At 32.1% G+C, this 13,943-nt stretch carries 13 protein-coding genes and 2 pseudogenes; 9 read left to right on the top strand and 6 right to left on the bottom strand.

The window, feature by feature from the left end:
- Positions 1–2: 2 nt before the first annotated feature.
- The 3 genes from OF897_RS05350 to OF897_RS05340 all read left to right on the top strand — a co-directional run bounded on the left by OF897_RS05350 (position 3) and on the right by OF897_RS05340 (position 1,809).
- Entirely contained in the window at positions 3–863 is an 861-nt protein-coding gene (locus OF897_RS05350; RefSeq protein WP_267264656.1) for a hypothetical protein, read from the top strand.
- A 9-nt stretch (positions 864–872) separates the two neighbouring features.
- A complete protein-coding gene (locus OF897_RS05345; RefSeq protein ID WP_267264655.1) occupies positions 873–1,262 on the top strand; it encodes a VOC family protein in 390 nt (129 codons plus the stop codon).
- A 64-nt stretch (positions 1,263–1,326) separates the two neighbouring features.
- Positions 1,327–1,809 (top strand): hypothetical protein, encoded by a 483-nt coding sequence (locus OF897_RS05340; RefSeq protein WP_267264654.1) that lies wholly within the window; start codon positions 1,327–1,329, stop codon positions 1,807–1,809.
- 1 nt (position 1,810) lies between these two features.
- Here the strand turns inward: OF897_RS05340 and OF897_RS05335 are convergent.
- Positions 1,811–2,133, bottom strand: a pseudogene (locus OF897_RS05335) (Lrp/AsnC family transcriptional regulator); the annotation flags it as partial.
- Between the two features lie 22 nt (positions 2,134–2,155).
- On the opposite strand from OF897_RS05335, the pseudogene OF897_RS05330 reads away from it, so the two are divergent.
- The 5 genes and pseudogenes from OF897_RS05330 to OF897_RS05315 all read left to right on the top strand — a co-directional run.
- Positions 2,156–2,487 (top strand): annotated as a pseudogene (locus OF897_RS05330) (5-methyltetrahydropteroyltriglutamate--homocysteine S-methyltransferase); the annotation flags it as partial.
- A 93-nt stretch (positions 2,488–2,580) separates the two neighbouring features.
- Positions 2,581–3,138: an Abi-alpha family protein gene (locus OF897_RS05325; protein ID WP_267264653.1), complete on the top strand. Its 558-nt coding sequence runs from the start codon at positions 2,581–2,583 to the stop codon at positions 3,136–3,138.
- Positions 3,129–3,353 (top strand): Abi-alpha family protein, encoded by a 225-nt coding sequence (locus OF897_RS21665; RefSeq protein WP_407648280.1) that lies wholly within the window; start codon positions 3,129–3,131, stop codon positions 3,351–3,353. Before OF897_RS05325 ends, OF897_RS21665 begins: the two co-directional genes overlap by 10 nt.
- A 19-nt stretch (positions 3,354–3,372) precedes the next feature.
- Positions 3,373–4,032: a hypothetical protein gene (locus tag OF897_RS21585; protein WP_323809018.1), complete on the top strand. Its 660-nt coding sequence runs from the start codon at positions 3,373–3,375 to the stop codon at positions 4,030–4,032.
- A gap of 134 nt (positions 4,033–4,166) precedes the next feature.
- Positions 4,167–4,613, top strand: coding sequence for a KTSC domain-containing protein (locus tag OF897_RS05315; RefSeq protein ID WP_267264652.1), 447 nt, complete (start codon positions 4,167–4,169; stop codon positions 4,611–4,613).
- A 382-nt stretch (positions 4,614–4,995) separates the two neighbouring features.
- On the opposite strand, the gene OF897_RS05310 is transcribed toward OF897_RS05315, so the two are convergent.
- Positions 4,996–5,802 (bottom strand): Cof-type HAD-IIB family hydrolase, encoded by an 807-nt coding sequence (locus tag OF897_RS05310; RefSeq protein WP_267264651.1) that lies wholly within the window; start codon positions 5,800–5,802, stop codon positions 4,996–4,998.
- A gap of 326 nt (positions 5,803–6,128) precedes the next feature.
- The gene (locus tag OF897_RS05305; RefSeq protein WP_267264650.1) at positions 6,129–7,001 is read right to left on the bottom strand and encodes an AraC family transcriptional regulator; all 873 of its coding nucleotides are present in this window, start codon (positions 6,999–7,001) and stop codon (positions 6,129–6,131) included.
- Between the two features lie 153 nt (positions 7,002–7,154).
- On the opposite strand from OF897_RS05305, the gene OF897_RS05300 reads away from it, so the two are divergent.
- Positions 7,155–7,751 carry a hypothetical protein gene (locus OF897_RS05300; RefSeq protein WP_267264649.1) on the top strand — a complete coding sequence of 199 codons (597 nt, stop codon included), beginning with the start codon at positions 7,155–7,157 and terminating at the stop codon, positions 7,749–7,751.
- A gap of 501 nt (positions 7,752–8,252) precedes the next feature.
- On the opposite strand, the gene OF897_RS05295 is transcribed toward OF897_RS05300, so the two are convergent.
- From OF897_RS05295 to OF897_RS05285, 3 genes are read right to left on the bottom strand one after another with little or no spacing between them, the layout of a single operon-like run.
- On the bottom strand, positions 8,253–11,444 hold the full coding sequence (locus OF897_RS05295; RefSeq protein ID WP_267264648.1) for an efflux RND transporter permease subunit: 3,192 nt from the start codon (positions 11,442–11,444) through the stop codon (positions 8,253–8,255).
- A gap of 6 nt (positions 11,445–11,450) precedes the next feature.
- Positions 11,451–12,512 carry an efflux RND transporter periplasmic adaptor subunit gene (locus tag OF897_RS05290; protein WP_267264647.1) on the bottom strand — a complete coding sequence of 354 codons (1,062 nt, stop codon included), beginning with the start codon at positions 12,510–12,512 and terminating at the stop codon, positions 11,451–11,453.
- Positions 12,513–12,516: 4 nt separating this feature from the next.
- A complete protein-coding gene (locus OF897_RS05285; protein WP_267264646.1) occupies positions 12,517–13,869 on the bottom strand; it encodes a TolC family protein in 1,353 nt (450 codons plus the stop codon).
- Positions 13,870–13,943: the final 74 nt, after the last annotated feature.

The following is a 13,943-nucleotide window of genomic DNA, read 5'->3' as shown; positions in this document are numbered from 1 at the left end:
CAATGAATATTTTAAACTTTCTTAATAAGCAATCAAGAATTGAAAAGATTCAGGAGTTTATTGTCTTAAATAAGGAACAAAATATAGAATTCTGGGAAAGAAATGGGTTTCAGGAACTTCATAATCTTATAATTATTCTTTCGCAATCTGAAATAAAAAGCTTAGGTAAAATCATTGAAAGCTGGAACGAAAAAGAACAAGCAATTCTCACAGATTGTATTGCTTATGGCATTGATGGCAAATTTGATATAAAATATGATGATGAAAAAAGAAGTTTAATAGCTAAACTTTACTTTCATGTTCCATACTTTTTACACCCTAATATAAAAAAATGGAGAAAAAACTACAAAATCAATTCTAAAACAAAAAGCAGTAATTTAAACATTCTTTCTGTTTACGATTATTTATTAAAAAACGAATATGTAGATGGTGATTTATGGAGTATGGGTGGTGGAAATGAAGCAATCCAAAGTATACTAAATTACTTCAATGATAATGATTGGAATGAATTAAAAATAGATTTTCTTAATTGGACAGAATATCAACAATTAGTAATTATTAATGCTATTCCGCATGGTTTTGACAATACATTTCCTCCTAGTTCACAAGAGAAAATAACTCATCAGTCTGGAAATTTCTTACTTGATATATTTGTTTTATTAGATGATTTTGAGATAAGATCAGAAATTTCTTATAATAGTTTTTTCATCAATAGGAGTAACACTCAACAAATAGAAAAGCTAGAGTTTATGAAAGAATGGATGGTAAAAAATGGTTTTGATAATGAATCTTGGAAACAATCTATAATTAGTCCCCTCAGCAATATTGAAGAAGCAATAAGCAAAATTAATTTTACAAATTAAGTAGATTTCATGAAAATTAAAAATATAGATCATATTGTTTTAACTGTTGCAGATATTGAAAAGACTGTAGAATTTTATGCTGATATTCTTGGTTTTGAAGTCGTAACTTTTGGAGATAACAGAAAAGCCTTGATTTTCGGAAATCAAAAAATCAACCTTCATCAAAAAGGAAAAGAGTTTGAGCCCAAAGCTGAATATCCAACTTCAGGTTCTGCAGATTTATGTTTTATTGCTAAAACAGACATTCACCAAGTTTTGGAAGAATTAAAACAGAAAAATATTGAAATTATTGAAGGAATTGTTGACAGAACCGGAGCTTTAGGAAAAATAAAATCCGTTTATTTCAGAGATCCAGATTTTAATTTGATTGAAGTGAGTAATTATGTGAATATTGATTAATTGATTTAAAGCATTAGTAATTTCCTATGTATTAAAGAAATCTTATTTTTGTCAAAATTCAATCATGAAAAACCTTTATATCATTCTGTCAGCTGTTTTTATATTTTCTTGTCAACGAAAAAAAGAAAACAGTGAAATTATTACAATAGAATCCGACCAAATACAAAGAAATAAAATTATTCATGATACTTTAACATCAGATCAACTTGATAAAATTAAAATCATTCAAAAAACATTTCAAGAAGTTTATCCTGTAACCTTAGAAGAAACAATTGATAATTTTAAAAGGGATCAAAATCCTGATAATGAAATTGCAATATGGCTTGATATGTCGAGTGCGTATGAAAACTACTTAAAAAGTCAAACTAACAATTTAGATTTAACGAAAAAACAAGAAGTTTTTAAACTTTTACTTTCAATATCTATGATGCCTTCCAATGAAGCCATACTAAATTCTGAATTAAAAATTCTGGATGAAAACGAAGCAAATAAAGTCTTAAGCTTTTATACTGAAAGCCCTAAACCTATTAAAGTTTATCAGAAATAAACTAAATACTCACTCCATGAATATTCTTCACTTCCGCCATTACAAAAGTGCTATGTGTACTTCCGATAGAATCTACGCTTCCTAATTTATTAAACACAAAATCTTGATAATGTTTCATACCTCTTACCTGAACTTTCAGTAAGAAATCAAAATCACCAGAAATATTATAACATTCTCCCACTTCATCAATTTTCAGTTTGATTTGACAAAAAATAGTAAACCACCATTCAGTTTTTCAGCTTCTAAAATGGCTGTATAATGTTTAATATAACCTTCCTGCTCTAGTCTTTTAACAGATTGGGCGATTCGTGATGAAGTAAATGATCTGGAGAAAGCAGGAATCAGAATCATCCAAAATATCTCCTATATAGATGCAGATCTGATTACGATTGAATGCTCCAGAAGTCAGATGGAACTGTTGAATGCTTTTGCAGATTTCAAATATCCGAATGAGATTGGACCGGGAGTTTATGATATTCACTCACCAAGAGTTCCGACGAAAGAGGAAATGGTAGAATTGCTGAAAAAAGCTCAAGCCGTAATTCCTGCACAGCAACTTTGGTAAACCCCGATTGTGGCTTGAAAACCCGTCATTGGGATGAAACGGAAAAGGCGTTGATTGCGATGGTGGAGGCTTCGAGGGAAATGAGTAAGGAATTTGCTTTGGAGATGCTTTAATAATTATGATATTTGTTTTTTCAGGAGCCTTTTGAGGCTCCTTTTTTTTTGGTAAATAATTATAATATCAATATATTTAGTTAAAATAAAATTATGGATGAAAAAAATACTTTAGGAATTTTAAAAGATTCACAACAATTGTTAATGGCAATTTATGGTGACTTAGCACAGCCTTCAGTGAAAAAAGTTGGAGTAGCATTAGGAACGGTCATAGAATTTTCAACATCAATATTTCTTCCTTTAAAATTTCAAAGTGAAAAATGGAAAATTAATTTTGATAAAAGATTAAATGATTATAAAAATAAGTTATATAGTATTTCTGAAGAAGATATTATAGAAGTCAATCCACAATTGGGAGTTCCTATAATTGACCGTTTAGTATATACCACAAATGATGATATAGCTGAAATGTTTTCTAATTTATTAACAAAAGCTAGTTCTATAAAAACAGTATCTCAAGCACACCCAAGTTTTATAAATATTCTAGAAAGAATTTCCTCAGATGAGGCCAAAATTATTAAATATTTAAAAAATAAATCATATATTACTAATATAAGCTATAGGCTTTATAGAAGAGGTACAGAAGGATATGTAACTACATTAAATAAGGCTACTAGTTATTATTTCCCAATAATGTTTCAATCTATTTAGATAATTTAACTTGTTTAGGTATAATTAGTCAAGAAGAAAAAAGGTTTAAAGGTGATTTTGAAGCATATGAAACCTTATTTAAAAAGTATAGTTTTGAAAATATTAAAAACGAACTATCCTTTGCTTTGGATGATTTTGATAAATTAGAGAAAGTTAAATCATTTTATGATGTAACCGATTATAGAAAGGCATTTATAATCTCATGCAGTATTTAAAATGTTATAAGTAAATGATATGACCATCGAAGAATTTGTAAAAAATTTCTACATAGAAAAACAAAATATTCTCAATTCCAGTTTTGATACTCAATCAGAATATATAAGTCTTGTTTCAACTAAAATTGAAGAATTAAATCTCAATGAGATTAAAAATGAAAAATTTAAAAAGATCATTTCTTATCTTTTAGATGATACTTTTTATACAATTTTGCTTGGTTTGGATGGTTCGGCAAGTATTGGAGATTTACAAGAACCTTTTAAAATTTATGATGAAGAAGATAATTTAATTTCTGATGGTGGAGATTTGGAAGGTTATGCATACAAATATTTTCATGAGAATAAATTAGAAACTGAAAATTCAAAATGTGATTTTATAGCTCAAATTCATTTTAAAAAAGAAAATGAGGGGGGAAGAAATCATTATGTAAAAAGTGATTACCGATGTCAATTGGTTTTCAACTTTGATGATTACCAAACTTCTGCTCGTCAAATTTATATTGGGACAGATTTTGCTTTTCCCGGAGATATGGTGAATGCAGAAATCGACATCCTATCTCAAGAGTATTTTAATGAAAAATTAAAGGTAGGAATGGTTTTTAAATTATATGAAAGTTTACAATTAATTGGTACCGGAAAAATTATTAAAATTGTCAACGAAAAATTATTCAAAGATTAACTTACTATTACTAATCCTCTTCGAAACTTAATTTAATTATATCTTTTTCCACTCAAATAAATTAATAATCAAAAACTTACGATTTTTCAAATTAAAAACCCTAATTTTGCACCCCGAAATAAGGATTATTCATTATGAAAAAAATAGGTGATTACAGAAAACTTCTTGAGGTAGACAATACCGCTACTTTGAAAGATTTAAAAACAATTTACAGAAATGTGATGAAAGATACACATCCTGATAAATTTGTGAATAATGAAAAAGGGAAACTTGAAGCTGAGGAAAAAAGCAAATCTGTGATTGAAGCCTATCACTTTTTGGTAAGTATCAACCCTGAAACGCAGGAAAAATACAAAGAAGAATACACAGAAACGATTACTACATCAATTATTACTGATTTTTATCTGGAGAAATCAATTTTGAAAGTTCAGCATTTGAACGGTAAAATGTTTGAATACATCGGAGTTCCGAGAAATACATATATCAAAATGGTGAATGCTGATTCTCCGAGTCGCTTCGCAAGAAGACATATCTATGGTAATTTTATCTATAGAAAGTCTGGTGAAGTGATGGCTGATTAATTTTTTCAGATTATAAGATATATTGAGCTTTCAGATTATTCTGGAAGCTTTTTTGTTGCTTTTGGTCAAACTCAAAGGCGCTAAGATATTTTAAATGGCAATTATTTATAAGGCGCTAAGATTTTATCTACGATAAAATTCATGATACCGAGATTGTTGAAAATATTTGATTTCTTGCGCCTTAAAAACAGCATGAAAGATAAAAAGCTTTGCGACTTTGCGATAAACCAACAATATATTCAAGTGCTTTTATAAAAATATTAATTAGTTTTTAAGATTCCTTCGTTGCTTCAGAACTACGTTCGCAGATCTTCAGTCTGTTCGCAATGACAGAAGAAAACCGCATCATTTCTAATACGGTTTCTATGTTTATGATTAAAAATTAATTTCCGTTACCGTTAAGATACGTTTTTATCGTTTCCAAAACACCAAAGCTGTCATTGGAACAGGCTTCAAACTTCGCAGCTTCTTTTACCGAGGGATGTGCATTTTTCATGGCATAAGAATAATGTGCATTTTTAAGCATTTCAATATCGTTCAGATAATCGCCGAAAGCCATCGTTTGTTCGGGAAGTATATTTAAAGATTTTTGTAATTTTTCGATTGCGTTTCCTTTGTTGGTGTGTTTATTCATAACATCCAGCCAGTTTTTTCCGGACACAACAACAACCAAATTTTCATTTTCAAACTTTTTCAAAGCAGGATACAAAAACTCTTCAGAGCTCATCGGATGATAAATCGCAATTTTAAAAACCGAATCATCGACTTCCTGCGTAAGGTCTTCCCTTTTCTGATTTTCAATATAATATTTAGAAAAATAATCTACAAAATTTTGATCTTCACTTTCGTAATATGAACTTCCTTTTGCACTTAAAACCGCTCTTGCATCAGGAATTTCCCGTACCGCATGAATAATATCCGCAATTGATTTCTGGCTTAATTTATCTGCAAAAACTTCCTCATTTTTATAGACTACATATCCTCCGTTTTCAGCAATAAAACCTATTTCATTTTCAATTTCTCCAAAATATTTTGTAATTCCCGACATCTGTCTTCCACTTGCAGGGACAAAGAGAATATTCCTTTTTTTCAGTTCTTCATACACCTTTGGAAAATCCGGACTTACTTCGTATTTCGAGTTCAGGAAAGTTCCGTCCATATCGGTTACAATCAGTTTAATATCCTTCATAAAATTCTTTTTTCTTCTTCTTTTTGTTAAACCTTGTACAAATATAGAGGTTAAAATCTTAAACGTTGACTTGGATTCTGTTATAAATAGTTAGTTTTATTTTAAATTTTGTTAAGACAGAAATGAATTTAAAAGTTCTTTTGTCATTCTGAATGGAATTTTGCAAAGCATTATGAAATGAAGAATCTTTTGAATTGATATATTTGAGATTTTTCGACTTCACTTCAGAACTACGTTTGTTGACCTTCAGTCAATGCTCAAAATGACAACTTTGTAAAATTGAACTTGAAAATTAAAACTTTTTTAATGCTTTAAAAATTCGTGCTTTATTCAATCAAATAATTAAATTCTTTTCTATATTGAGATGGGCTTTTCCCAGTAAATTCTTTAAAAGTTTTATTGAAATAGCTGAAGTTATTAAAACCTGATTCAAAACAGACATCCGTAATGCTTAAAGGTTGTTCCGCAAGCAATTTTAAGGAATGCGTTATTCTATATTCGTTGACGAATTGTGTAAATGTTTTATTGGTAATTTTCTTAAAATAACGACAGAATGATGGAACTTTCATACTCGCCAAATCAGAAATCTGCTCCAAAGTAATCTGTTCTTTAAAATGGTCTTTTACATAATTAAAAATATGATTAATTCGCTCGTTATCCTCAACTTGCGTTTGTAAATAATATTTCCCTGCGTTTAAAATTCGGTATTCATTTGTTGAAGCAAGTTCTTCCAAAATTTTGAGGAATTTCATTAATTTATCTAATGCAGAAGATTCATGCATTTCAAGAATTTTTAAACCAATTTCTTTTTTTATCATTTCTGAAAATACAATTCCGGCTTTTGCTTTTTCGAGTAAAGCGGTAATTTTCTGCATCTCTGGTAAAGCCCAGATTTCTTCGCCTAAAAAATCGGGTTTAAATTGGATAACCATTTCATAATCATTATTGGTATTTTCATTGGTCATTCCGCAATGCGGCAGATTGGTTCCCATTAAAACCAAGTCTCCATCTGAAAAATAAGAAATATTACTCCCGATTTGTCTTTTACCGGAACCACCACAAACGAAAATCAACTCAATTTCAGGATGATAATGCCAAACATGAGACTTGATATTTTCATTTTTTAAAAATTTTAAACTTGTGAAACTGCTTCCTATATTAGGTTTTATGGCTTCAAAGGCGGGATGAGAATGTTTCATATCACTACCATTAATTTATACACAAAATTAACAAATACTATTTAAATAATTAATCTAAAGGTTAAAATAGCACATAAATAAGAAAATTGTAGAGTAGAACCAAGTTTATACTTCATCTAAATTTGCAGTATTAACAAATGAAAAATAAATGTTATGAAAAAAGTATTTAAATCAGTTTTATTGATAGGTTTCTTATCCATTTCAGCTACGGCAATGAGTAAAGAAAAGGACTTTTCTCTTTCATTTGGAAAAACGGAAGCAGAAACGGTAAATTTTGAGGTATCGAATGCAAAAAATGTATCGGTAGTAATTTACAATGACTTTTACGGAGAATTGTTTTCCGATACTTTTGAAGACTATAATTCTGTGAGCAAATCTTATAATTTTAAAGATTTGGATTCAGGAGTTTATTATTTGGTACTTGAATCTCAGCAGAAAATTGAAAAATATAAAATCAAAGTATATTCAGATAAAAAAATTGAGATTGAAAAAGAACCTGTTTCAGAAATATTTAAGCCTGAATTTGTAGTTGACGGAAATAAGGTTAAATTACTTTTATCTGGAGTAAAAACCACTGCGAAGATTTCGGTAACAGATTTTGAGGATACTATTTACTACAACGCAACAAAATCTGCAACAAATGGAGAGATTGAGCTTACTTTTGATTTTAGTAAAAAAACAGCTGATCAATATATCATCACTGTAGAAGAAAACGGAAAAGTTTTTAATAAAATAATCAGTTTGAGATAATTGAGCTGATAAGAATTTTTATATAGTTTGTTTTTAAAGTTAGGTTTTTCCTGAAATTTTCAGTGAAAATCTGACTTTTTTGTTTTTTATGAATTGTTTGTTTTTGATTTAATAGGATTGCCTCCTATCCTTTAGAATTTCGTCCCGTTGGAACTGTGTAATGTATCTGATGGTAGATATTTAATAATTAAGTTTTCAAGCTTTATTTGTCTTTGGTTAAGCGCAAAGGCGCAAAGATTTTATCTGCGATAAAATTTATGGTACCAAATTTTTTGAAAACCTTTGATTTTCTTGCTCCTTAAAAACAGCATAAATGATAAAAAATTTGCGGTCTTGCGAATAATCAACTTTATTTTTTTCAAATTGCTTCTTGGATTCATACTGGATTACAAACATGCCGTTTACTTTTTAAGATTGCTTCTTCGCTTCGCTCATCGCAATGGCACATAAAAAAACCGCATCATTACTGATACGGTTTCAAGGTTAATTAAGGTTGTTATATTAATCTACGTGTTTCGGAGTATAACCGTCTTCACTTAGTTCTTTTTCTACATATTCAGCTTTCATTTCAGCGTCATAATCAACTGTTTCATTTTTACCCATTCTTCTCAATAATGAATCGAATAATGAATAAACCACTGGTACGATAATCAAGGTTAGGAATAATGATGAAGTTAAACCACCGATAATTACCCAAGCTAGACCATTGTTCATCTCCGCTCCTGCTCCTTTTGCAATCGCAATCGGAATCATACCGAAAATCATCGCAATCGTTGTCATCAAAATCGGGCGAAGACGTGCATGGTTTGCCTGAATCAAAGCATCATGCGTACTTGCTCCGGCTGCTTTTCTCATGTTGGCAAAATCGACAATCATAATCGCATTTTTCGCCACCAAACCAATCAACATAATCATACCCAACATCGTAAAGATATTAATGGTATTTCCTGTAATAGCAAGGATCACCATTACTCCAATCAATGCCAAAGGAATAGAGAACAATACCACAAATGGATATACAAATGAATCATACAGCGAAACCATTACAAGATAAACCAATACGATAGCCGCTAATAATGCGATTCCTAACGTACCCATACCTTCTGTCTGGTTCTCCATATCTCCGCTCCAAATGTAATTTACTCCGGCTGGTTTTGTTTTTTCGTTGTCCATAAACTGCGCTGCCCATTCGTTGGCAACATCACCCATAGCACGACCTACAACTTTAGATTTCACTTTTACGGAAGCTGTTTTATCTCTACGCTCCAGCAAACTTGGTCCTGAACCCATTTTCACATCAGCAAACTGGCTCAATCTGATCTGTTCGCCTGATGGATTTGTGAACATTAAGTTTCTTACATCATCAATCGACTGTCTGTTTGCATCGCCAAAACGGATATTAATGTCATATTCATATTCTCCAGCTCTGAATTTTCCGTCTGTATTTCCTGAGAATGCAGTCTGCATTGTCTGACCAACACTTGAAAGATTTAATCCTAAAGAAGACATTTTATCTCTGTCAATATTCACCTGTACTTCAGGATTTCCTGAATCTGTTGATAATTCTGCATCTACAGCTCCCGGAACTTTTTTAAGCAAAGCTAAAATTCTGTTCGCTTCTTTGTTTGCAGTTGCATTATCCTGAGCGGTAACCACCATTTCGATTGGTGCAGCATCCGCTCCCATTAATCCGATTGGCGCTGTTTTAAATTCAACTCCAGTGAATTTTTCTTCTAATGCTCTTTTAATTTTAGCAGATTTAATATCTGTACTTTCATTACGTTCAGCTTTATCAACCAAAATTACCTGAATTTCTGATTGGTATAAAGTTGCCTGAGCTCCACCAAAACCTGATGATTGCTGACCAACTGTCGTAATCATATCGACAACATCTTTATCGTCTCTCAGGTATTTTTCAACCTGTAAAGTCAATTGATTGGTTTTTTCAACGGAAGCATCTTTCGGTAATTCCATTTGAACAAGGAACTGACCTCTATCCATTTTCGGGAAGAATTCTCCACCAATAAATCCACCTCCCATTAATCCCATTGTCACTACAATTAGAAGTACAAAGGTAAGTACAACGGTCATAATTCTTCTTAAACCAGATTTTAAAACCCATTCAAGAATTCCTGTAATCCAATGTGTGAATTTATCTAATTGCTTTTCAAACCAAAGGATAAATTTCTCGAAAGGATTTTTCCCCGTTAAATGAACCAATTTTCCAAATCTTGAAGATAACCAAGGAATAATGGTAAATGATGCCAATAAAGAGAACAATGTTGCAATAACTACCGTGACACAAAACTGTGCTAAGATATCTGAAACCAAACCTGAACTCATCGCAATTGGTAAGAATACCACCACAATTACCATTGTAATCGCTGTAACAGTAAATCCAATTTCTGAAGCACCATCATACGCTGCACGAATTCTGCTTTTACCCATCTCCATGTGACGGTAAACGTTCTCCAGTACCACAATCGCATCATCCACAAGAATACCTACAACCAATGAAAGTCCTAGTAAACTCATTAAGTTTAGCGTGTATCCCATCAAATACATTCCAATCACCGTTGCAATCAACGATACCGGAATAGAAACCATTACAATAAATGCATTTCTAATATTATGAAGGAATAATAACATTACCACTGCTACCAATATAATCGCTAAGAATAAATCAAAAATTACGTGGTCTGCAGCTTCAAGAGTAAAGTCTGTATTGTCATCAACAATTGCAACCTTTAATCCTTGAACTTTATAATTGGTTTGAACCTGCTCAATCGTTTTCTGCACTGCTTCAGAAACTGATACTGCATTGGCATCAGACTGTTTTTTCACTTGAAGTAAAATGGTAGGATTTTGGTTAAATCTCGCCACTTTTTCAATATCTTTTTGGGTATCAAAAACTGTTGCAATATCAGATAAACGAACCTGAGCCCCATTTTTGTTTGATACTACAAGACTATTCATTTCAGCAATATCTCTGTATTTTCCTGAAAGTCTAATAGTAGATCTTGAAGTTCTCGTTTTCAAAGCTCCCGTCGGGAAATCTAAGTTTGAAGAAAGAATCGCCTGCTGTACATCTGAGATGGCAACGCCATAACCCTGCATTTTCTTTTCATCTAAGTTCACCTGAATTTCTCTCTCCTGTCCACCAACAAGGTCAACCTGAGCAACACCGTTTACACGTGAGAAAACCGGTTCTACTTTTTTATCTAAAAGATCATAAAGCTCTTTACTGTTTAGTTTATCACTTGAAATACTCAAAGTCATAATTGGTAAATCATCCAAAGAGAATTTTTGAAGCGATGGCGGATCTGCATCTTCCGGAAGGTCTGCTAAAATTGCGTTTACCTTTCTTTGAGCATCATTCAACGCATAATTCACATCAGCACCAGTATTCAACTGAACCATAATTACTGATAAACTTTCGTAAGAAGAAGATTCAACTTTTTTTACGTTTTCCAAAGAACCAACGGCGTCTTCAATCTTTCGGGTCACCGAAGTTTCCACCTCAGAAGGTGAAGCTCCAGGATAAACCGTAGAAATCGTTACCATATTGGTTTCAAACTTCGGAATCAATTCGTACCCCATCATGGAGTAACTTAATAAACCTCCCAACGTCAGAATCGTAAATAATACGATGACAAGGGACGGTCTTTTAATGGATATTTCTGCTAACTTCATCTTCTACTACTTTACGATATTGATTTTTGAACCGTTATCAAGGTTAATCTGTCCGCTGGTAATTACTTGTTCACCACCGTTTAATCCGCTGATGATTTGTACTTTATCTCCGTATACTTTTCCTGTTTTTACAGTAATCATTTTAGCAGTTCCATTCTGAACTATAAAAATTTGTCCTGAACTTACTCCATTAGCAAAAGCTTCTGCAGGAACCGTTAACATATTTTGAGTTTCAGCACCATTATTTGTTTTAAATAAAGCTGTTGCATACATACCTGCCTTTAAGTTTCCTCTGTTTTGAACTTCAATTTCTACAGGGAAATTTAAAGAAGCATCACTTTTAGGAGCGATAAATGTAATTCTTCCGCTGAAAGAGTCATCAGGTAAAACATTTACATTAATTGCTACTTCCTGACCTAACTGAATTCTTCCAATCTGGCTTTCATCAACCAAAACTGAAAGTTTTAATGAATTGATATTTACAATTTCGAATAAAGCTGTTCCCGGAGCAACAACCATTCCCGGCTCAACCATTTTTTTGTTGATTGTACCGCTGATTCCCGCTCTGATACTTGTATCGCTAATTTTAACACCTTGAGCTCTTACTGCAGCTTGCATATTTTTAAGCTGAAGTCTTGAATTATCTAATTGCTGTTTTGTAACACCACCTGTTTTGAAAGCATTTTCATAACGTTGGTTATCTGCAATTGCATTCTGCAAATTGTTTTGAGCCTGAGTAACATCAACTTCAATCGCATCTCTCTTGATTGTTGCTAAAGTTTGGCCAGCTCCAACTTTAGAACCTTCTTTTACCAAAACACTCACAATACGTCCTGAAATTTCAGAAGATTGCTGCATTTCCTGCTTTGGAATAAAAGTTCCGTTTGCTGAATAGTCGGTGTTGATATTTTCTCTTGAAACAGTAATTACATTCACGTTGATTTTGTCAACCTGTTTTGCAACCTCTTTTACTTCTGTTTCCTGCTTCTTTTTATTATCTGTTATTTTCCAAGCTGCCAAACCAACAAGTACAGCTGCTACGATGATATATATTAAAGTTTTTTTCATGTTCTTATGGGTTTTGTAAAGTATTAAGCTCTCCTTTAGCTTTTATTAATTTAATTTCAGCCTGTTTGTAATCTAATAAAGCAGTGGTGTAATTTTGTTTTGCATCTGTTAAAGCATTTTCAGAATCTAAAACTTCCGTTAATGTTGCCAAACCGTACTGATAATTAGCCTGAGTATCTCTCTGAACTTTTTCAGCTAATGTTACATTGCCTTTCATGCTTTCGATATTGATAATGGTATTTTCCATATTGGTAATGGCATTTTTATATTCTAAACTTAAACTCAACTGTGTATTTTCAATATCCTGATCAATGTCTAAAATATCAATTTCTGCCTGTTGAATTTTTGATTTTGTAGCTCCACCCGTGAAAATCGGAATGTTTATATTTAAACCAATCGCAGAATAATCACTCCAAAGAACACCATTATTGATTCCGTTTGTCAAAGGAAATTTAGCACCTTGTCCACCCCAACCGTAATTTGCCTGTAAACCAACTGTTGGATAAAGATATGCTTCGGTTGCTTTTTTATTGTATTGTAAAAGTTCTCTGTTTTTCTGCAAAACTTTCACTTCAGTTCTTGTATCTAGATCTACAGTTCCAGCGATTAGTTCAGGTCTTGGTTCGATAGATTTTTCTTCAAGCTCGATTTCATTTTGAATAGGAACTCCCATATAAAATTTCAGAGAGTTTTTTGAAAGCTCAACCGCATTTACTAACTGCTGTCTGCTTGCACTGATATTCGTCAACTGAACATTGGTTCTATCTAAATCAATACCTTTTGCTAAACCATTATCTACCAAACTTTTAATTACATTTCTTACCTTTTCAGTATTGGTGTAACTTACGTTTAATGTTTTAAGATTTTCTTCTTGTACAAAAACTTGATAATAAGCGGTTGCAACATTCTCGATAATCTGCTCGTTTGAAAGCTGAGCATTTAGAACATAAAATTCTCTTGTAGATTTTGCAGCTTTAAGACCTGTAAAAACTCTTTGGTCAAAAATTGCCTGATTGACAGTTACTACAGCACTTGAACTCCAAGGTTGTCCCAGTTGTGCACGAATTCTCTGACCTCCAAACTCTAACAACGACTCCTGAATGATCGGGTTATAGGTCAAACCTGCAGTAGCACTCACTTGTGGTAATGCACCTGCTCTTGCTTCGTTGATCTTGTATTCCGCTTTTTTAATCTGTAAAGCCGCTTTTTTAGCTTCAGCTTTATTTTGCAACGCTTGTTTAATAGCTTCCTGCAGAGTAATCTGCTGTTGCGCATAAGCTGATGAAGAGGCCAACATCATAAATGCTGCAGCTACACCAATTTTGAGCTTTTTAGCAGTTATACGTTTTCTGTTCATAATTCTATACTTCGTTTATTTTTTTTGTTTAATAATGTTATTCCTAAAGGACGATTGATTTCTTAAAATACTTT

This window comes from Chryseobacterium formosum (genome assembly GCF_026460885.1).
GTDB classification, from domain to species: domain Bacteria; phylum Bacteroidota; class Bacteroidia; order Flavobacteriales; family Weeksellaceae; genus Chryseobacterium; species Chryseobacterium formosus.
The sequence above is the reverse complement of the archived record's forward strand: the minus strand, read 5'-3'. Positions and strand labels throughout refer to the sequence as shown.